At 55.6% G+C, this 20,525-nt stretch carries 20 protein-coding genes; 3 read left to right on the forward strand and 17 right to left on the reverse strand.

Features of this window, described 5'->3' with window-relative positions; genetic code table 11:
• Positions 1–215 precede the first annotated feature (215 nt).
• The 12 genes from Q1A48_RS09870 to Q1A48_RS09925 form a co-directional block, all read right to left on the reverse strand.
• A complete protein-coding gene (locus Q1A48_RS09870; RefSeq protein WP_299944212.1) occupies positions 216–599 on the reverse strand; it encodes a hypothetical protein in 384 nt (127 codons plus the stop codon).
• A gap of 101 nt (positions 600–700) precedes the next feature.
• Entirely contained in the window at positions 701–1,234 is a 534-nt protein-coding gene (locus Q1A48_RS09875; RefSeq protein WP_299944215.1) for a hypothetical protein, read from the reverse strand.
• A gap of 104 nt (positions 1,235–1,338) precedes the next feature.
• On the reverse strand, positions 1,339–1,839 hold the full coding sequence (locus Q1A48_RS09880; protein ID WP_299944218.1) for a hypothetical protein: 501 nt from the start codon (positions 1,837–1,839) through the stop codon (positions 1,339–1,341).
• 502 nt (positions 1,840–2,341) lie between these two features.
• Positions 2,342–2,584, reverse strand: coding sequence for a hypothetical protein (locus Q1A48_RS09885; protein WP_299944221.1), 243 nt, complete (start codon positions 2,582–2,584; stop codon positions 2,342–2,344).
• Positions 2,585–3,404: 820 nt separating this feature from the next.
• Positions 3,405–3,770, reverse strand: a complete 366-nt coding sequence (locus Q1A48_RS09890; protein WP_299944224.1) for a cupin domain-containing protein — start codon at positions 3,768–3,770, stop codon at positions 3,405–3,407.
• A gap of 298 nt (positions 3,771–4,068) precedes the next feature.
• Positions 4,069–4,557 carry a GNAT family N-acetyltransferase gene (locus Q1A48_RS09895; protein WP_299944226.1) on the reverse strand — a complete coding sequence of 163 codons (489 nt, stop codon included), beginning with the start codon at positions 4,555–4,557 and terminating at the stop codon, positions 4,069–4,071.
• A gap of 297 nt (positions 4,558–4,854) precedes the next feature.
• The gene (gene parE / locus Q1A48_RS09900) at positions 4,855–6,741 is read right to left on the reverse strand and encodes a DNA topoisomerase IV subunit B (protein ID WP_299944229.1); all 1,887 of its coding nucleotides are present in this window, start codon (positions 6,739–6,741) and stop codon (positions 4,855–4,857) included.
• A 14-nt stretch (positions 6,742–6,755) separates the two neighbouring features.
• Positions 6,756–7,379: a YqiA/YcfP family alpha/beta fold hydrolase gene (locus Q1A48_RS09905; protein WP_299944232.1), complete on the reverse strand. Its 624-nt coding sequence runs from the start codon at positions 7,377–7,379 to the stop codon at positions 6,756–6,758.
• A gap of 80 nt (positions 7,380–7,459) precedes the next feature.
• Entirely contained in the window at positions 7,460–8,146 is a 687-nt protein-coding gene (locus tag Q1A48_RS09910; protein ID WP_299944235.1) for a hypothetical protein, read from the reverse strand.
• A 311-nt stretch (positions 8,147–8,457) separates the two neighbouring features.
• A complete protein-coding gene (gene cpdA, locus Q1A48_RS09915) occupies positions 8,458–9,279 on the reverse strand; it encodes a 3',5'-cyclic-AMP phosphodiesterase (protein ID WP_299944238.1) in 822 nt (273 codons plus the stop codon).
• A gap of 41 nt (positions 9,280–9,320) precedes the next feature.
• A complete protein-coding gene (locus Q1A48_RS09920; protein ID WP_299944241.1) occupies positions 9,321–9,842 on the reverse strand; it encodes a DUF1249 domain-containing protein in 522 nt (173 codons plus the stop codon).
• Positions 9,843–9,941: 99 nt separating this feature from the next.
• Complete coding sequence (locus tag Q1A48_RS09925; protein ID WP_299944244.1) at positions 9,942–10,592, reverse strand: NUDIX domain-containing protein; 651 nt, start codon at positions 10,590–10,592, stop codon at positions 9,942–9,944.
• Between the two features lie 157 nt (positions 10,593–10,749).
• Here Q1A48_RS09925 and Q1A48_RS09930 point away from each other — a divergent pair, with 157 nt between their 5' ends.
• Both Q1A48_RS09930 and Q1A48_RS09935 read left to right on the forward strand, forming a co-directional pair.
• Complete coding sequence (locus Q1A48_RS09930; RefSeq protein ID WP_299944246.1) at positions 10,750–11,790, forward strand: glycosyltransferase; 1,041 nt, start codon at positions 10,750–10,752, stop codon at positions 11,788–11,790.
• Between the two features lie 38 nt (positions 11,791–11,828).
• The gene (locus tag Q1A48_RS09935; RefSeq protein WP_299944250.1) at positions 11,829–12,890 is read left to right on the forward strand and encodes a glycosyltransferase; all 1,062 of its coding nucleotides are present in this window, start codon (positions 11,829–11,831) and stop codon (positions 12,888–12,890) included.
• Between the two features lie 135 nt (positions 12,891–13,025).
• Here Q1A48_RS09935 and Q1A48_RS09940 read toward each other — a convergent pair whose 3' ends face one another.
• Genes Q1A48_RS09940 through Q1A48_RS09955 form a run of 4 tightly spaced genes read right to left on the reverse strand, consistent with a single transcriptional unit; the run spans position 13,026 to position 17,301 of the window.
• Positions 13,026–13,577: a DUF4136 domain-containing protein gene (locus tag Q1A48_RS09940; RefSeq protein WP_299944253.1), complete on the reverse strand. Its 552-nt coding sequence runs from the start codon at positions 13,575–13,577 to the stop codon at positions 13,026–13,028.
• Between the two features lie 22 nt (positions 13,578–13,599).
• Positions 13,600–15,984, reverse strand: a complete 2,385-nt coding sequence (locus Q1A48_RS09945) for an MlaD family protein (protein WP_299944256.1) — start codon at positions 15,982–15,984, stop codon at positions 13,600–13,602.
• Positions 15,977–16,654 carry a paraquat-inducible protein A gene (locus Q1A48_RS09950; protein ID WP_299944258.1) on the reverse strand — a complete coding sequence of 226 codons (678 nt, stop codon included), beginning with the start codon at positions 16,652–16,654 and terminating at the stop codon, positions 15,977–15,979. The genes Q1A48_RS09945 and Q1A48_RS09950 overlap by 8 nt, the downstream gene beginning before the upstream one ends.
• Entirely contained in the window at positions 16,651–17,301 is a 651-nt protein-coding gene (locus Q1A48_RS09955) for a paraquat-inducible protein A (protein WP_299944260.1), read from the reverse strand. Before Q1A48_RS09955 ends, Q1A48_RS09950 begins: the two co-directional genes overlap by 4 nt.
• Positions 17,302–17,653: 352 nt before the next feature.
• Here Q1A48_RS09955 and Q1A48_RS09960 point away from each other — a divergent pair, with 352 nt between their 5' ends.
• Positions 17,654–19,168 (forward strand): TolC family outer membrane protein, encoded by a 1,515-nt coding sequence (locus tag Q1A48_RS09960; RefSeq protein WP_299944262.1) that lies wholly within the window; start codon positions 17,654–17,656, stop codon positions 19,166–19,168.
• Positions 19,169–19,198: 30 nt separating this feature from the next.
• Here the strand turns inward: Q1A48_RS09960 and waaA are convergent, their stop codons facing one another.
• Complete coding sequence (gene waaA / locus Q1A48_RS09965; protein WP_299944264.1) at positions 19,199–20,497, reverse strand: lipid IV(A) 3-deoxy-D-manno-octulosonic acid transferase; 1,299 nt, start codon at positions 20,495–20,497, stop codon at positions 19,199–19,201.
• Between the last annotated feature and the right edge of the window lie 28 nt (positions 20,498–20,525).

The following is a 20,525-nucleotide window of genomic DNA, read 5'->3' on the forward strand; positions in this document are numbered from 1 at the left end:
GTTACTATGGGACTTCCGGATCTGTCAAACTATGCGTGCCTCCCCGGCAAAGCCGGGGGGTCTCCCTTTTGGACTAGCTCTTACTAGGCAGGGACTTTCACCCTGCAAGATGCAACAAGCTTCGCTTGTCGCACTAACGCCTGCCGCATAGGCCGGAAGTGCAAAGCACCTAAGGTCCAGAAAATGCAGAGCATTTGCGATCATGCCGGCACTTGTTATAACTCATCACCAAACTCCTGTGATAATACCTCATACTTTTCAACTGCAGCGCTAGTGTAACCGTAAAATAATTCATCCTGCGATGGTGGTTCTGTTAGGGCCGATCTTAGTTCTTTTCGGGAGGGCGAAAAGAGCCCCCTATCTCTACTTGTCGCAACTAAGCATTTTTCACGAAACATTCTTGCTAGCAGTTGTTCTAACTCAGCATCGCTTAGGCCATGTGATGGCAGATTTATAGCTTCCTCTAGATTCTCTGCTGCTAATAATCGCAGTTGGATGTACCAATCATGTGCATACCCGTAGATGAGATATTCTGCTCTTTTAAGCCCTTTAGATTTCATGATTTGAGTAGTGATAACGTCCGCAACAGGGGCGACCAATGCTATGCACCTTTTGCGTGAAAATAGAAGCGCAGCAACCAGCACAAAAGGTGCATAACACTGGGTGTTCCTTTACTTGCGTTTGTTATGATTTTGTACCGCTAGGCCTCAGATAGCTGCTTTAGCTTTCCGAGAAAATTATCTCTAAATGTACTTTTTCTCTGATTGGAAAATTCTACAGACTCTCTGGTTGCACGCTTGTAATTAATTTCTGGTTCAAACCAATTGTAAATTCTACTCATGAACATTGATACTTGCGTCACACCATTGGATTCACTGATGGAAACCATAGCTACGCCTTGAGATTCTTCACCTTCTTCTACAGCAGGAAGGTTTGCCAAAAGGATCATCTTTTGAGGTATTATTTTTACCACCTCAATGTAAAACTCGCCATACAAATGAACACGATCATTTTCAGATATTTGGCTATCTTTTGAGTTTCCTTGATTCATCCATGGCATCCATTTTCCCATTTCAAGTACGTGAGGCCAGACTTCATTCGCAGGCTTATCAATGATAATTTCAAAATGATCCACATAGTAGTACGAATCACCGAAGTTAGATTCAATATTACTTACCTGTGCAAACACATGAGACGCAAGAACAGAAAGAATAACAAAACTTATAATTTTCATTTTTAATACTTCTCTTTTTCCTGGAAAGCATAACGCCTTTGGAAGGAGCAAATTTTGGCGAAGCAACGTTTATTTTGTCCCGCTTGCCCAATTTGTTAGATAACTTACTGCTGAAACCATAGCTCCGTGTCAGTATTTTTTCTGAAGCCATTATATTTAGTCAAATCTTCAAGCCCTTCACCCGCATGCGCTGAGGGGATAAGCCGACCTGAAACATCCCAAAACCCACGATGACAAGGGTCTATAAGCCCATTGTAGCCATAAGCTTCAGCCGGTTTGAGCATACAGCTCAGATGCGTACTCAATGCTACATAAATAAAATACTCAGGCATATTCTCTAATGTGTAATTGGGTCCATTAGCAACAGTATTTAATGAAACTAGATAGTTAGCAGTTTCTTGATCTGGCTTATAAATCATAATCGGCATGCCGCGAGACACAATTAACTTGGAACCACCCGCTGGAATTTTAGCAACATCGACAATAGTAATTGTCACACTTTTTGGGTTCGGTGACCAGCTTGCCACAAATGGGACGCTAGCGAGCAGAATGCCTGCGGCCATTAGCGTAAAAACACATGTTATTAAGAACTGCTTCCTGGTCATGGTTACTATCTAACATTTATATACAAATCACCACGACCAGTATTTCAGAATTAATTTCGCGCCAACCTCTCAAAAAATCACTGCAAATCAATCAGATACAGGATGTTAGCACTAAAGTCCCACATAGAAAAATGATCATCTCGACCAGTATCCCAAAAATCACTAAAAATTGTAAGATTCTGTATCTATTCGTTTTTTAAGAAAAACCACCCACCCTGTCAAAATAAAAGTCACGGTGATCGACATACCAGCTCGCATCTGGTCATATTGCCTGCAAAACGGTGCCACACTCCAGATAGGCGTATCGCCAGAGCGTTCTCCCTCTCACCCGTTAACCCACCTTTTCGGTACAGCCATGGCAGCACCGTCTGCAGTAATCGAGCCTTGCGCACCTACAGCGGCACCCGTGCAGAGCAGAAGAGCACTGGCTTGCCATCTTGACTACGCTCACCTCCCCATCATGACCATACAAGAAGGCAAGCGTTTGCGATGCTGCTCAGCGCTACGTCTTTTTATTGGGGGGCTTGGGTGGCCTGAGGATGGCTGGGGGCTGATTGGTTGAGCCCTCCTCCAGCGCCCAGGCCTCTTCCAACAGTTGCAGTAAACGCACGGCCCGCATCACGCGGTTACCCTTGCCGGGCGCAATGTGCAGATCCACAGCGTTCTCTCTGATAGCGACCAGCGTGATAATAAAATACCCACCCAGGTTCATCGGCTGAAACAATCGACAGGGTAATATAGGCATCTTTAAAGGCTCCTTGACTCACCTATGGCGGAAAGGTGCAAAAAAAGCGCATCGCTTTGCGCGGTTTCTCTCGCCGCAGGCGTGATCCTTGTGAAAAAAGGGGAAACATGCAAAAGGAGTGTGCAGCCAAGGAGGCGGTGCGCGGCTGAAGTAAAGCACCACACCAATCCTCGCGCAACGCCACAGCACACTCCGTCGCCGGGGGCGGAAGTGACTCGAAAAGCTCGCCTTCAGGGAGACGTTGATTGAAGACGAACGAGTGTATGGCGTATCATTCAAGACAGCCTCGCTAGATAGATCAATTATCTATTGGGGTTAGCCATCTCTCGGTGTTCCAGCACTGGGAGGTGGCGTTTTTCTCTCATTTACGCGGTCATGATGCGGTCCTTCATTGTTGGCTTGTTTGTTTAGGGATTACCCGCGAGCACTGCCGTTATCGGGCGCCTCGCGGGTTCAATCATGATCGTTGCTGTATTGGTTAACTATTTATTATTCTTTGACTGCGCCGGTGAAGCGGCTGAGTGCCAGAGGAGCAGACCTACCGTAATCCCTTTTTGAAAGGAATACAATCAAGCTGAAGCTTTATGCGACACCAAGTTGTGTTCTTCACCAGCTGGCGATGATATTTGCAGTGCATCAAGGCATCGACAATCCGTTTCCTGGAATTCAGGCTTTGTTCGGCAAGGGATACCTGGGTAAAATTTCACCCTCCGAACGGCGTGCTTAATAAACCACCAACCTGTGCGGTGGTGAGCGGGCAAGCTGGAATGCCGCCTTTACCCGATTGGCTGCGTCGTTTCTTTAGGTACAAATAAATTTATTAAATCCAGATATCATTTTCCGCTGTAAGATCACCAGAAGAATCTCCCGTATTTACAACCCCTCTCGGCTCAACAATCATGATTTTGCATTCAGTATCAGCAACGGGTTTGTGCCGAACCCCTTTTGGTATTACGTACATTTCACCAGCATTGAGTTGCACAGAATCATCAGAAAACAGGATTTTCAATGAACCGTCAATGACGATAAAAACTTCATCTGTTTCAGGATGATCATGCCATACAAATTCACCCAGAACTTTGACCAGCTTGAATTGATAATCATTCATTTCAGCAATAATTTTTGGAGACCAAAGCTCATGGAACTTACAAAACTTTTCCTTGAAATTTATTTTTCTACGTTCCAATTTATACGCCTTCCTTTATTAAAGCTGCCGTGATAGCAAATGCACTAACTCCCACAGCAGGGTGGCTTACCTTGGGTATACTACCGGGTCGGAAGTAAAGAAGCCCTCCTCTCGGGGCACGCTGTGAATACCTCCCTGTACGCTCGCAATCGGCGTCCATGCCTCTACGGTCCCGAGATAAGGGTATTCTTCCCTTCCGCCTTGTTAGTAAATGACGCCAACTGCGCACAAAGCAAGACGCCCCACGCAGGCCCGAAGGGCTGAAGTATTCTGCCTGCGATTGTTAAGACAGATTACCTTAGACCACCTTGGCCATGAGATGCACATCCGCGTACTCCCCATTTCTAAACGCGTATTGGTGTGCGGTTCCTTCAATTTTGAAACCCTTTTTTTTGTATAGTTCTATAGCTTGCTGATTGTCGGTATAAACCTCCAGCTCTACACGACGAACTGCCAACCAGTTGATAGCAAGGTTGAGCATAGCCTCCAACAATTTTGAGCCCACACCACATTTTTGATACTTCTCACTCACAGCCATGCCCATATTTGAAACATGTTTTCGCCTTGGATTTGAAAACACTTCCATGCCAATCTGCCCTATGACCTCTCCATCATTGACAGCTACCAAGCTATAGAAGTTTTGCGGAAGATCTCCAAGAAACTTTTCCCATTTATCAATGGATGGATAGGGAAGCTGTAGCATTCCTGCATAGCATGAAGACTGTGCGTAAATATCCCTAATTTTTGCAATGTCTTCTTTGTTACTATGCCGAACTTCTATGTGCATGTTTTAGATCTCGTTTCACTTAATCGGTACCCGTACGGCAGGAGGGGAGAATACCCGTCTCCCAGGATCATATAAGCTAGGAATGCCGATTACGAGCGTACAAGGAGGTATTCACAGCGTGTCCTGGGAGAGGGGTATGCTTTCCTTCCGACCCGGTAGAATCCGTGACGATACCGCCATGCCGGGAATAGCGTTTGCAACAGGGTTATACACCGTCCCTGTTATGCGGTAAGCGTCGCGGATTTATAAACGCAGCGTTTGCAATGCAAATGGGTCAACTTTATGCAATTTACAAAATCAACCAACCTCTGCAAGATTCCCTTTACTCTCCAACCACTGCTTGCGATCTCCCGCCCGTTTTTTGGCCAGGAGCATATCCAGCAGTTGATTACTGTCATCACCGGCATCGATATACAGCTGCACCAGGCGGCGGGTATTGGGGTCCATGGTGGTCTCACGCAGTTGCAGGGGGTTCATTTCCCCCAGGCCTTTAAAGCGGGTAACCTGGATCTTGCCTTTTTTCTTTTCCGCGCTGATACGATCGAGGATGCCCTGCTTTTCCGATTCATCCAGGGCATAGTAGACATCTTTGCCAATATCGATACGAAACAGGGGCGGCATGGCCACATAGACGTGGCCATTGGCTACCAGTGGTCGAAAGTGCCGCAGGAACAGTGCGCACAGCAAAGTGGCAATATGCAGCCCGTCTGAATCGGCGTCGGCGAGGATGCAGATTTTATTGTAACGCAAACCTTCCATGTTACCGCTGCCGGGATCAACACCCAGGGCCACGGCAATATCGTGCACTTCCTGGCTGGCGAGGATCTCGCTGGAATCCACTTCCCAGGTATTGAGAATTTTGCCGCGCAAAGGCATGATGGCCTGGAATTCCCGATCCCGCGCCTGCTTGGCGGAGCCGCCAGCGGAGTCCCCCTCCACCAGAAAGAGTTCGGAGCGGGAGGTATCCGCGCTGGCGCAGTCTGCCAGTTTGCCAGGTAGCGCAGGGCCCTGGGTCACTTTTTTGCGCGCAACCTTTTTTGCCGAACGCATGCGTTTTTGCGCATTGCCGATACACAGTTCGGCGAGTTTGTCCCCCTCTTCCGTGTGCTGGTTCAGCCACAGGCTAAAGGCATCCTTGGCCACACCGGAAATAAAGGCCGTGGCCTCGCGGGAGGACAGGCGCTCCTTGGTCTGACCGGTAAACTGCGGGTCGGCGAGTTTGGCGGAGAGTACGTAGGAACACTGGCCCCAGATATCCTCCGGCCCCAGTTTAATACCACGGGGCAACAGGTTGCGGATTTCACAGTATTCACGCATGGCATCCAGCAACCCCGCGCGCAGGCCATTGACATGCGTTCCGCCCTGGGCGGTGGGAATCAGGTTGACATAGGATTCGGCAGTGATCTCGCCACCTTCCGGCAACCATTGCACCGCCCAGTCCACAGCCTCCGCGGTGGCAACAAAGCTGCCCACAAAGGGCTCTGCCGGCAACAATTCCCAACCCTGGTTGGCTGCGGCGAGATAATCCTTAAGGCCATCCTCATAGCACCATTCGTCAGACTCACCGTGCTGTTCGTTGTTAAACGTTACTGTAAGGCCGGGGCAGAGTACCGCTTTGGCGCGCAACAGGTGGCGCAGGCGCGGTACCGAGAATTTGGCGGAATCAAAGTATTTTGGGTCTGGCAAAAAGCGTACGCTGGTGCCCGTGGTACGTTTGGGGCAGCTGCCTATCACTTCCAGATCGGAGGCCTTTTCCCCGTCTTTAAAGCCAATACGGTGTACCTTGCCACCGCGCTGAATGGTGACTTCCAGTACTTTCGACAGCGCGTTGACCACCGACACGCCGACGCCGTGCAGGCCACCGGAGAACTGGTAGTTTTTATTGGAAAACTTGCCCCCGGCGTGCAGCGTGGAAAGGATTACCTCCACACCAGGGCGGCCCTGTTCCGGGTGGATATCCACAGGCATGCCACGACCGTTATCACTCACTGTCAGCGACTGGTCCTTGTGCAATACCACTTCGATTTTTTTTGCGTGCCCGGCGAGGGCCTCATCGACACTGTTGTCGATGACTTCCTGGGCCAGGTGGTTGGGGCGTGCCGTGTCGGTGTACATGCCCGGTCGTTTGCGCACCGGGTCCAGCCCCGTGAGTACCTCGATATCTTCGGCGGAATAATTGGCCATAACTGTTTGATTTTTTACTGCTGGTTAAATAGAAATTCGACGATGGGAGCGCAATAACGTGCGAAGCCCTGAAAATCGTGGTCACCACCCTCCTCGACCGTCTGGCGCTGGTTCCGATAAAAATTCTCGGCATCGCGGTAATCCAGTGTCTCATCGCCACGCTGGGACAACAGCCAATAGCGGCTGTGCAGTGGCTGGGCAAGCTCAGCTTCCAATCGGCCCATAGTATCAACATCTGCCTCGGTCAGGCGATACTCCTGCGGCCCGCCGCTGTACGGGCGCAATACCCGCCCCACATAGGCTGGCATAAGGCGGGAGGGCCGCACCGCCGGATTGATAAGCACTGCAGGCAAGTGTAAGCGCTCACCAAGGTAGGTGCACCAGAACCCCCCCATGGAACTGCCCAGCAGCCCAACGGGGCCACAGTTGGCAGACTGCAAAAAGCCCTCCAGCAAACCGACCAGTGACTGCTGGGCGATCGCCGGATAGGGGAGGACTTGCGGCGCACAGAAGACGATGCGCGGATTATTCGCTGTGAGCCATTCGCGCATCAATTGACACTTGAAAGACTGGGGTGACGACAGAAAGCCGTGCAGATAAATAAGCAGGGGCCTTGCGCGGGAATCTTGTGTTTGCATAGACGGCGATTATAGCGTCCCAGGGGATCGGTGGAGGCAAAGCCCGCGCACCTCTCCACCCCGTGTCAATACTGAGCCGGCTACAGCAGGGATTTATCCAGGCTGGCGAAGGCACGGCGCATATCCACACGCATATCGGACCAGAAGGTGATACTGGTAAAGCGCTCCAGGCGCCCGCCGGGCCTCAGGGAGCCGAAGTTTTCACCGATATCCCGGCGGTCGCGAAAGCGCATCACCACATTGCCCTCGCGGTCAAACAAGGTGCCCACCAATACCCCGTAGGCGCTCTGTTCCGTATAGACCCGCCACGTCCAGGGAGACGGCTCCAGCGGTGCAGCCAGGGAAAACCTTTCCATTGACAAGGCCAGGGTATAGTCGGCCCCGGTCGGGTCCGATACCAGTTCGCCATTGCGCGCACTGAGGAATTTGTCGGCAAAGGTCTGCGCCAGCAGCTCGTTCAAGCGCTGTAGGTCGCTTGTATCAAGTTCGTAGTCCTTTTCGCGGTATGGGCGGCGCGGCAGTGTGGAAAACCGTTTCGTGTAGTCAATTTGTACTGGCGCGACATAAACCCTGGCACCACTGAGATCCAGGGCAAAAGCTGCTGACACGGCATCTAAGTGGCTGGTGCGCGGTTCCAGGCCGTCGCTACCCGCCTGAGCCGATTCACCTGCCGATGCGACGGTGTCACTTTGCGGAGTGGATTGCTGGGTGCAGGCCGAGAGCAGCCATGCGGTGCTCAGCAGTAACCATAAAAATACTCTGTACATGCTTACACTCCTATCTTTACGATGGAATCTATCCGGAGATGAGCGCCCTTGCACAAAACCTGCAGTCACTGAAAGAAAAACGCCAGTACCGGTTTTTAACCCGCTCTGCCGGCACATACAGGTACAGGCTTTCACGATCACTCCCTGTACCATTTCTCACAGAGCCAAGCTTTCAACAGGGCAATTCCATTGTACGATGGCCGGCGTGGAAAGATAGAGGCAAGCAAGTTAAGAAGGGTTTTTTCTTTCAGCCCTGGCAAGGGGGAAGGTAAAAACCAGGCCACTGGTTTGTCCCGCCAGGTTGATTCCAATCAATAACCAGAAGAAGCGAGATCCACAAAATATTTGGAGATGGCCACGCGCTCCACCCCCGTGGTGTAAGTGCCATCGTCGCGCAGCTCAAACCAGCGATAGCCCGGCAATTGGTCATCCACTGCGAAGGGTCCACTACCGGGTGTGAACTGCACCGAAGTGGAAGGCGTTGCGTGCAGGCCGATCTGTCCGCGGCTACCGTCGAACTGCTGATGTACATGGCCCCAGGCGATGGCTTTTACCTGGGCAGCCTCATCCACCACGCGCCAAAATTGTTCACATCCCTCCCTCAGCATATGGCCATCGATCCAGTTACTGCCCACGGGGACCGGTTGGTGATGCATCAAGATCACAACCGGATAACCGCGATTCTTCCACAATAAAAATTGCAGGCGCTCCAATTGCACTTCGCTCAGGCCACCGCAAATCTGGCCCTCCACACTGGTATCCAGAAACAACAGCCGCCAGTTGCCCAACACGATCTGCTCAGTGCTGCGGCTTGGCGCCAACCGCTTCATGCGTTTGCCAGCGTCGTGGTTGCCGGGAAGCCAGTACCAGGGCATGGGAACAGCACGGATTTTTTGCAAAAACCGACAGTAGGACGCCTCGGAACCGTTGGCGCTGATATCTCCAGTGACAACCAGGGCCTCCGCGCATGACTGTGTGGCCATCACGGCGGACAATACCTCATTGAGTGAATGGCTGGTATCCAGACCCAGCAACTGGTAATCCGGCCTGCTGCCGATATGTGGATCTGTAATCTGGATCAGACGGTGTGATGCCACCCCCTGGGGGGGCGGCTTATTATGCTCGCGAATCACTTACTCACCTTGTATACACATCCGTGTGTTCTACTGCAGAATCAAAATCTTCGGCCATCCAGCACCAAGTCAAATTCTGCGCTGGCATTTGCGAGACAGTAGTCCAACCACTCAGCGAGAAAACGGTTGGTTTGCGGCCTCTCATCTGCCCGCTGCATACGGGGATTTGGATAAATGGCATCAGTGCCTTTACCACCCAGCGGCCCGCAGCCATTGGCTGTTATCACCTCCGCCATGCGCGCATCGTGGTAGAGACGCACGGTTAAATCCGGCGATTCCAGCCAGCGGCACGCTCCGGGGCTTACCTCCGCGCCAAGAGACACTTCCGTTGTGTACCTGGAGTGCGCCGCGATGCTCAATATCAGGGTGCCGGCGGGCAACTGATAGCGCCAAAGCACCCGCTCTGGTAGCCCAGGCAGCAACCTGATCAGGCGCAGGTAGTTAGCATCACAATCCGCATGATAAGACGGCAGGTCAACCTTATACACTGCCCTTCCGTTGCCTTTTGATGACAATCCTGCCTGTTTGCGCTGCCGCGCCTCTGCCTTGCCCAATAGAGTCATTATCAACACTCCGATTCTATCGCCGCCGTGATTCAGATCTCAGTTTACCCTTTGCACTGGTAAAAGGGGCGCAATCCGGCATGACCGATCAGGCAGACGTCATCGCCCCGTCAGTTGGTCCCGATGTAATGCCAGCCACTGCAGGCAAATGATTGTGGCCGCATTGTCCACGGGATTCTCCCCGGGACCGAAGTCTCCCGCCATGGCCTTGTATAAGCGATCCGCCTGAAACACCCGCAAACGGATATCCTCATTTTCTTGCTCCAGGCCAAAGTACCCCTCTGCCCCGCTCAAACCCACCAGGGCGCAATAAAGATGCAAGCGTTCCGAGCTGCCGCCTGGGCTGGGCATATAACTGTGGATAAAGTGCAACTCCTGTACCTGCAATCCCGCCTCTTCCTGTACCTCGCGCCGTGCCACTTCCTGAAGATCCTCACCCTCCTCCACCATGCCGGCCACCACTTCCAGGCACCAGGGCCCCGCCGCGCGCACTAGTGCACCAATGCGAAATTGCTCGGTCAGTGCCACCTGGTCCCGCTCGGGGTCATAGAGCAACACACCCACAGCGGGGCCGCGAACAAACAGCTCCCGCTCAAAGATGTGGCTCCAGCCACCGCGGAACAGGCGGTGGCGCAGTCGCAGGCGCAACATGGTAAAAAAGCCTTTGAAAACGGTTTTCCTGGAAACCACTTGCACGGACTCCGAAGAAAATTCCGGAGCCAACGGGTCTTGACTGATTTTTCTTTGCATTACCGGCCTTCCTTTTATGCGATCCCGATGCTATACGCCGCAGCGGCGCTGGGCTATATAGTCCCGAACGAGCTGCTATACTCTGCGCCCACCGCGAAACCCCTAAATGTAGCGGCCTTATTCACTGTCTCCCCGAGTTGTTAGAGAGTGCACCGCCATGAGAGTGCTCAATATTGCCTACCAGCAGCTGCGACGCTACGGCAGGACCCGGGTCAGCTGGGCACAGAAGCTGACTTTAGGCCTGATCAAAAACGACCACAATACGCAGGTATTCAGCGACCGGGATGTGGCCGCGTTCGAAGCGCCCCTCGGCATCCGCGACCTGGGTGTGCGCAGAGCCAGGCGACGCCTGTTGGAAACCGTTGAGGCATTTGAGCCCGACCTGGTGATCGCCGGCCATTGCGATATGATTGACAACGACACCCTGAAGGCCATCAAGAAACAACAGCCCGGGTGCCTGATTGCGCACTGTAACAACGATCCGTTATTTGTGCCCAGCAATGTGGAGCGCATCAAGTATCGCGCCGAGGTGGCCGATGCGGTTTTTGTCTCCACCGGGCGCCGGGCACTGAACATATTCGAGGGTATTGGCGCGCGTATCTATCATATGCCCAACCCGGTCGAGGCTTCGATCGAAACCCTGAATAATGCCGAGCGCACAGACCTGCCCATCGACCTGCTGTTTTGCAGTAACAGCAACCAGTTCACCCAGCGCCTGCAGTTGGTAAAAAAGCTCAGGGATGCCCTGGGGGATTCCCTGAATTTTAAAACCTACGGCAGCTTTGGCGAGCCGCCGGTTTGGGGCCGGGCGTATGATCGCGCACTGTCGCAAACAAAAATGGGGCTGAACCTTAACCGCCAGGATACCCACTACTGGTATTCGTCCGCGCGCATGGCACAGTTGGCGGGCAACGGCATACTGCCATTCACCAGTGACAAATTGCACTTTGACGAACTGTTGCCGCCGGAGAGCGTGGTCTATTTCTCCGCGGAACAGGACCTGCTGGAGAAGATTCGCAGGTTCCACAATGACGACGCCAGGCGCCGGGCCTGGGCGGCGCGCGCCAGAGCCTTTTTCCACAGCGAGATGAACTCCAGGCTCTACGCGCAATATATCGTCGAAGCCACAAGCCTGCAGCCCTTTAGCCATAATTATGTCTGGGCCCGCGATATCACCCTCGACGGCGCGCTGAAATAGCGGGCCGTTAGACCAAACACACAGATTACGTTGGAATTATGAGTAAAAAGCCAATTCGAGTGGCACAGGTCCTCGCCGGTGCCGAGCACGGTGGTGCAGAAAATTTTTTTGTACGCCTGGCAAGCGGGCTCAATCTGCGCGATGAAATTACGCAAAAGGCCTTTATTCGCAACCATGACCACCGCGTACAGGCACTGCGCAATAACGGCGTTAAAACCGAGGGGTTTAAATTTGGCGGCAAGCTGGATTTTCTCGGCAGGCGGATTTATCGCGAGGCACTTGCGCACTGGCAGCCGGATATTGTTATGACCTGGATGGGGCGGGCCACCATCATTACACCCCCCGCAAAAAGCTACCTGTTGGTCAGCCGGCTCGGCCACTACTACAACCTGAAGTACTATCGCCATGCGGATTACTGGATCGGGATCAGCAAGGGCATCTGCCAGCATATGATCAACGGCGGCATTCCCGAAGATCGTATTTTTCATATCCCCAATTTCGCCGATGAAACCCCGGTCAAACCGCTGCCCCGCAACAGTTTCAACACACCGGTAGACAAACCCCTGATCCTCGCCGCAGGGCGCCTGCATATCAACAAGGGCTTTGATGTCCTGCTGCATGCGCTCACACAAACCCCCACTGCCACCCTGTGGCTCGCCGGCATCGGTCCCGAGGAAAAAAAACTCAAAGCCCTGTGCCACAAGCTCGGCCTGGAAGCGCGGGTACGCTTCCTGGGCTGGCGCACGGATGTCACCCGTTTAATGCGCACCGCCGATCTGTTTGTGTGTCCGTCGCGACATGAAGGCTTAGGCTCTATCGTTATGGAGTCCTGGGCACACCGCTGCCCGATCGTGGCCACCCGGTCCCAGGGGCCCGGCGAAGTCATCACCGATGGCAAAAGCGGACTGCTCACCCCCATCGACAATGCCGATGCCCTCGCCAGGGCGATCAAATCCATACTGGATAACCCGGATCTGCGTCAAAGCCTGATTGAGAACGCCTCGGCAGTGTATGCAAAGGGCTATTCCAAGCAGTCTATCGTGGCAGCCTATATCGAACTCTACGACAAACTGATGCGGCGGGGGCATGGGCAACGCTAAAAAGTTACCGCTGGGTACGGCGGCGCTTGTTTTCCGTCATCACAATCGGCCCATCCACGGCGTTGAGTTCACACGCCTGTTTTAGAAGCATTCGCGACGCGCATCAACTTTTTGCAAGAGAGGCAGGGCCGTGGGTTACTGATAAGCTGGCGGCAGGTCCCGCAGCAGCTCGCTCACCCCCTTGCTGATCAAACGCTGGCGTTGCTCAACGCTATCCGGGCGCGTCAATATTTCGCTGGCACGCCCCCCCCAGATCACGACGCCGCCCGGGGGGCCAATGCCCACGCTCATCACCACCAGCGGTGCATCCGTGAGCGGCGGCAACTCCACAACGTCCTGGGGTGCATTGCTGTCGAATTGCTTGTCCCAACTGGGATCTCTGGTATCCCCGGAAAAAAACTCGTCCACCAGGGCAACCTGATAATCCACCACCATATCCGCATCCTGCTCCCCATCCACCCGGCGGTAACCGCGCTGCTCCATTTGCGCCGCCACCGTATCGCGCATCTCCTCGTCCAGCTCCACCAACTGCGCCGAGACGTCAGGCACCTCACTCAGTGGTGACACGCCCCATTTATACGTGGAGAAAGCCACTGGCTGCGCTCCTGTATTGGCGTGCTCCACCTGCATTTCCTGGCACCCGAGCAGTAAGAACAGCGAAAATAAACCTGTGATTATATGGCGCATAAATACTCCTTAGCGTTCCTAGTTATTTTTCCGGCTCGGCGGTATCGTACAAGGTTATCTTGGGGCTCCAGAGGTGCCACTCTGGCTCGGCCCGCGGGTACAGTGGGTAATGGCTGCCGGACTCCACCTCAAACCCCATAAAGGGCGGCTCCGGTGTGGCGAAGGCAATCCCACCCTGCCATAGGGCCTGGGCGGATTCGGTGTCAACATTGAGGCCACTTCTGAGGCCAAAATTTACTTCAACGCCACTGGCGTTCCAAAATACTGTGTGCTCGCGCACCAGGGGACGGTAGTGCGATTCAATATACACATAGATATAAACCCGATCCGCCTGCTCGCCCAGGGCAAAACCCGTGACCTCCCCCACCGGGACCTGACGGTAATACACGGGGCTGCCTGCCACAAGGGAACCGCGCCTGGCGGCATCCAGTATGACGGTGAGCCCCGGTCGGCGCATAGTATCGGCGAGATCGGCGCGCGGTGCTTCCAGTTGCGCGTAAAATTGTGTCTGTGGCGGCCCCGTACCCGGCTCCAGGGCCAGGTAGCGACCGGTAACCAGCGTTTCCAGATGCGCGACTTTGCCGAGTTCAATCTGCGGCGACACCACCCAGAAGCGCGTACCGGCACGGGCAAGATGTTCACCACGGTGGTACAGTTTGGCACGCACGCGCACTTCTTCCAGGTTTCCCCCCAGATACAAGCGGGTGATTTCTCCCACCTGAACCCCTTTATAACGCAGTGGCGCCCCCGTCTTTAACCCCTCCGCGCTGGGCAGCGTGATATCAATTTCAATCCCCTCTTCCAGTGCCGCCTCACGACTGCGGTACAGGGGAAACTGATCGCCATTTTGCGCCGGCACGCCCTTTTTATGATCCTCGCGCCGGATGCCGAAGGCCACACCGCCGCGCAACATCGACATCAGAGAGTCCGCCTCCAGTTCAACCCCTTTACTCAAGCTGGCACTGGCGCGCAGGCCACTGATATTCCAAAAGCGCGTCCCCTGTTTCACCAGGTGCGCGTAGCGCGGCGCAATCACCACATAAACCTCGACCCCCTCCCCATTCCCGCGCAACTCCATGCCCTGGACCTTGCCGACTTCAATGCGGCGAAAATAGACCGGGGCACCGCGTTGTAGAGAGCCGGGATTTCGCGCAGTGAGGCGCAAATGCAGCCCGGGAGTGCGGAGATCCCTGGGTGGTGCCGAGGCCCGGGCGGAAAAAATACGCTGGGAACGCTGCCCACGGCGCAAGTCCACCTCGATGCGATTGCCCTTGATCAGGCTATTCAAGCCGCCGCTGAGGTCGAATGTGGGCGGTGCCAGCCAGAAGCGGGTATTTTCGCTCAGCAAATCATCCGTCGCCGGGTCCATCAGCACCTTGACCTCCATCCCGTTCATGCGCTTATTGGCTTTTGCATTGCTGACCTCACCAACTCGGATGCCCTGGTAATAGACTTTGGTATTGCCGGGCGTCACACCGACACCGCGATTAAAGTTCAGAGTGACCGCAATCCCCGCATCCGCCGCGGTAAAATTTTTATACAGCTTGAATTCTGTACCGTTCACCGCCAGGGGAGACTGGCGCTGGGACTCCGGGGTATAAAAACTGACCCCTCCGGCAAACAGGGCGGCGAGGGATTCGAGGGTGACATTGATACCGCTGATGCCCCCCTCGATGGAAATACCGGAGCTGTTCCAGAACCGGCTGCCCCGGTGTACCAGATCGGCGTATTCGCGCCGGATAAACAATTCTATACTGACTTCCGAGCCGTCCCGGTCCAGGCGGTAATCCGCCACCTGTCCAACCCGCAACTGGCGAAAATACACCGGCGAGCCTCGGCTGAGCGACCCCAGGCGACGGGATTTGAGCACTACGCGCAGGCCATTGCCACGGATAAAGGCCGGCGGTCGATCCAGTGCCACAAAGCTGCGCTTGCGCTTGCCACTTCCGGATTCGACCGCAATGTAGTTACCCGAGAGCAGGGTCTCCAGGCCGCTGATGCCGGTAATAGACAGCTCCGGCTTGACCACCCAGAATTCCGTCCCTTCCACGAGCAGATATTCCGCACTGCGGTTGAGACTGACTTCCGCCATAACACCGTCGGCCCCATTGAGCGCCTCGGCATTCGGCACCAGGCGTACCTCCTGCACAATACCAATATCCACGCCGGAGTATTTCACCACCGTTTTACCTTTCACCAGGCCATCGCCGGAGAGAAAAAGAATAGTGGCCCGCACATCCCCCTCGGCCACATCCTGGTAGAGCAGCCAGACCGCAATCAGCCCGGCTATCAGCGGTAAGATCCAGACCAGAGGCAACCCCCTGTCGCTGCGCACAAGTCCCTGCTGGGCGCCGCCATTTTGGCGCGCGCCTGCAGCACTATTGGGCGGGGGCAGCTTATCAGCCATTTTCAGCGCCACTCCTGTGCGCCGTTTCGGGCACTACCGTCGTGTGACCCTGGTCCCCATCGCAGGCATCCCAGATCAGGCGGGGGTCAAAAGTCCGCGCCGCGGTCATGGTGATGACCACCACTGCGGCAAACGCGGTACTGCCAGGACCGGCGTCTACCTGGGCAACAAACCCCATATCCACCAGGGCCACCAATATCGAGAGGATAAACAGGTCCAGCAGAGACCAGCGCCCTATGCCCGATACCACCCGGTAGATTTTCATGGCCTGCAGCGGGTCAAAGGGGATACGCAACTGTATTTGCACCAGGAGCAGGGCCAGACCCAGTAATTTCATCACCGGCACCGCGATACTGGCGGCAAATACAACCAGCGCAATACCCCACATGCCCGTGTTATACAGCTGCGTGACGCCGCTGATAATGGTGTTGGGCTCGCCGGCACCGAGATAGGTCACGGTCATCACCGGCAGTATATTTGCCGGCAGCAACAGCAGTGCCCCGGTGATCGTCAATGCCCAGGTGAGCATCCGGCTGCCGTCAATGCGGGCATAGACCCGCGCGCCGCAGCGGGGGCAGCGACAGCGGCCGGTGGTCGGTAAAATAATCAGTTGGTGACAGCACAGGCAACTGGTCAGCCCCTGCTTGAACGCCTTGTACGGCGCGCTCATCTTCTTGCACTCCGGGCCGCGCGGCGCTGTGCCAGGCGCTGCCAGATGGCGTTCTGGTCAAAACTGAGGGAAGCCAGATTGGCCACCAGCATCATGGCACCAAAGCAATAGAGTCCCGGCTCCACCTCCAGCTTGCCCAGATCCTGCAGTTTCACCAGCGCCACCAACAGGCCCAGCATATAGACGTCGAGCATGCCCCAGTCTTTGATCAGCTGATACCAGCGCACCGTATGGGCAACCGGGCGGTCCAAAAGCCCCCAGGCACTGCCGCAACAGAGAAACAACAGCAGCAAAAATTTCCCCACCGGCGCCAGTACACTGCAAAACAGCACCAGTGCCGCGAGCCATATAAACCCGCCCTGGTACAGGGCCTGAACCCCGTTCAGCAATGTGTTTTCGGCCCCAAGGGAGAATAAAGAGAATGTCAGCAGCGGCAAACTGGCAGAGGGTACAAACAGCAGCAGCCCGGTCAGGCTGAGCGCGATGGTGGGGTAAATCCCCCGAATGGTACCCCGTTGCAAGGTGCAGTGGCAGCGCGGGCAAATCAGCGCCCGGCCGGGCGGTGCCAGATGCCCGCTCAACAACAGATCACATTCGTGGCAGGCACGCTGCCAGAATATCGGCTCTACGCTGCGCACCGGTTCCATGTGCGAGGACCTCTGCCTAATTCAGTACATCTTCGCCGCATCCAAAAACTTGGATGGCACGTCTATTGAAATATAGGCCCTCGGACCCGTTCCATACTGCCGCGCTATTGCTACGCCCTGACCGGTAAACGCACAGTCTTGTCGGTTTAACGAGGATATTGACAAAAGCCGAAAGCACCGCCTCGACGGTCGGGCTGGCCGCGGGTAAACTCTCGCGACAGTAGATGGGGGACTGGCAGCACCGCCGAGCCAAAGGGACCTACCGGGGACCCAAAACTCGGCTGCCGCCCAGAAGACCTGGAAGACCCTGTAGACGCTTGAAGACCGCACCCGCCACAGGAAGTTGAAACACATGAAAAGAAGTCACCGCCCAACCCCACAGGGGCGTCCATTGCGACCGCTAAAAACACTGCTCGCCGCCGCCCTGCTGGGCCTCGGCGCCCTCCAGGCCCAGGCCGATACTCTGTGGGATATCTATACCCAGGCCCTGGACAATGACCAGCAGCTCGCCGCGGACCGCGCCGGCTACCATGCGGGGATTGAGGCCAAGAACCAAACCCGTGCGGCATTGTTGCCACAGGTCAATGCCCGTGTTCAGGCGTCACGGGTTCACTCGGATAACTCCCAGAATGCTTCAACCGTTGTGGGAGATCGTCTTGCTTCCCCTCCACAACTCTTGGACTTCTTTCTAAGGGCAACCGGAACCACTCAAGACAGAACCTATAATGCGACATTGACTCAGGCAATCTTCAATGCCCCCGCCTGGTTCGATTACCAACAGGGCAAAAAGCAGACTGAGCAAGCCACCGCAGAGTTCAGCGCCAACCAGCAGGGCATGATGATCCGCGTGGCCACGGCCTATTTCGATGTGCTGCGCGCCTACGATGTGCTGGAAGCGGCCATCGCCGAGGAGCAGGCCCTGGCCAAGCAGCTGGAGCAGACCCAGCAGCGCTTTGAGGTGGGCCTGACCGCGATTACGGATGTCTACGACTCCCAGGCCGCCTATGACAGCTCGGTCGCACGCCGTCTCACCGCCCAGGACGACCTGCTCAGTGATTTTGATGCCCTGTCGGTGCTGACCGGCGGCTACCACGACGCGGTGGCGCCACTGAGTGCCGGATTCCAGGTGGCACCGCCGGTACCGGCGGCGCGCGCCGACTGGGTGGACTTTGCCCTGGCCAACAACTTCGATCTCAAGGCGGCGCGACTCAATGCCGAGGCGGCCCGCTACAATGCCCGCTCCGCAGCCAGTGAACACCTACCCACACTCACCGGATCGCTGGCCTATAACAAGTTCACCTCAAATGGCGAGAGGCGTGAATTATATCGAGAGATCAGAGGAGAGGCGGTCATAAACTTCCCTCGGGATTTGGACAATCGTGACTCCACTGCAGCGATCACCCTGGATATCCCGATCTATACCGGCGGGCGACTCAGCGCCAATCGCCGCCAGGCCCGCAACCTGTCCTTCCAGGCCCAGGATCTGCGCAACCTGACCGAGCGCAATACCATCCAGACCACCCGCACCCTGCACCGCGCGGTAGTCACCGACGTTTCCCGGGTTTCGGCCCGCGAGCAGGCGGTGGTGTCCGCCAAGAGCGCCCTGGACGCCACCCAGGCCGGCTACGAGGTGGGCACCCGCAATATCGTCGATGTCCTGCTGGCCCAGCGCACCCTGTTCCAGTCCCAGACCGACTATGCCAATGCACTTTACGATTATATTCTCAACACCCTGAACCTCAAGCAGGTTGCCGGACTGCTGTCCCCCAAGGACCTGCAGGATCTGGACGCCATGCTGAACCCCGCGCGCACTGTGCCTCGGGTTGCCGAACCCAACCCCACCCGACCGCCGGCCTCCACCAGATAATCCCCCACCGGTGAGCGGACCCAAACCCGCTCACCGGTCTTCCACACCAGCGGCCAAGCCCTCGATCTCATCCAACAAGCGCTGTAAAGCGCCTTTGTTGGCCTCCGCCACCCCCCTGGCCCGTTGACCGGCCCCTTTGCGGCGGGTATCGCTTTCCAGCCAGGCGCGCAACTGCCGCGCCAGGGATTCCGCATCCCCGGCGATCGCCATGCCGCCGGCGTCCACCAGCAGTTGGGCGACCGTGGTAAAATTGTGCAAAAACGGACCACAGACCACAGGCACACCCCAGGCCGCGGGTTCGATCATATTGTGCCCGCCCACAGGCACCAGACTCCCGCCGACAAAGGCCACGTCACAGGCGCCATAAAAACGCAGCAACTCCCCCATCGTATCGCCCAGCAAAACCTGATCCCGCGCCACCGGTGCACTGCCTTCACTGCGCCTGACAACGCGCAAACCGCGCGCCCGGCACAGCTGTGCGACGCTGCTAAAACGCTGCGGGTGGCGGGGCACCAGGACCAGCAGCAAATCCGCAAATGCCCGTTTCAGTATTGAGAAGGCATCCAGGATAATGCCATCCTCGCCGTCGTGGGTGCTGGCCGCGAGCCACACCTTGCGATTGGAAAAGCCGCGCCACTGGTGCGATAACACCTGGGCCTCACTCATCAGGCCCAGATCAATATCCAGGTCAAACTTAATATTTCCGCCGGCTACAATCCGTTCTGCAGGCAAACCCAATGAGAGAAAGCGCTCCGCATCCGCAGGGTACTGAGCCACTACCCGTTCAATATCACAAAGCATGGCGCGGGCAAATCCGGGAAGTCTCCCATAACCGCGTGCAGATTTTTCACTCAAGCGGGCATTGGCGAGCAGGGTGGGAATCTTCTGTTTCCGGCAAAGGTGCAACAGGTTGGGCCACAGCTCGGTTTCAACAATCACCAACAGACTGGGGCGCAGGGCTTTCAAAAACCGGGAAAGGTATTCGGGCAGGTCGTAGGGGAGATAATAGTGCAGCAGGCGTCCGCCCAGCACAGGGCGCAGTGCCTCGCGCACCCGCTCAGAACCCGTGGGTGTACTCGTCGTCACCAGCCACTGCCATTCGGGGTGGCGCGCGGCGAGCCTGTCTATCACCGGCATTGCCGCGAGGGTTTCCCCCACGGAAACGGCATGCACCCATATCAGGGGCGCGTGGCTGAGGCGCCTGGGCACCTGCCCCAAACGCTCCCGCAACCGCTGGCGGTACGCCGGCTGACGGCGGCCCCGCCACCAGAGACGAAAAAAAACAAACGGTAGCGCGATGCGGAAAAACCAGGAGTAGAGCGTCAACATGAACAGGTGTTATCAAACAATCAGTATC

Origin of the sequence: uncultured Microbulbifer sp. (genome assembly GCF_947489355.1) — a bacterium.
GTDB lineage: Bacteria > Pseudomonadota > Gammaproteobacteria > Pseudomonadales > Cellvibrionaceae > Microbulbifer.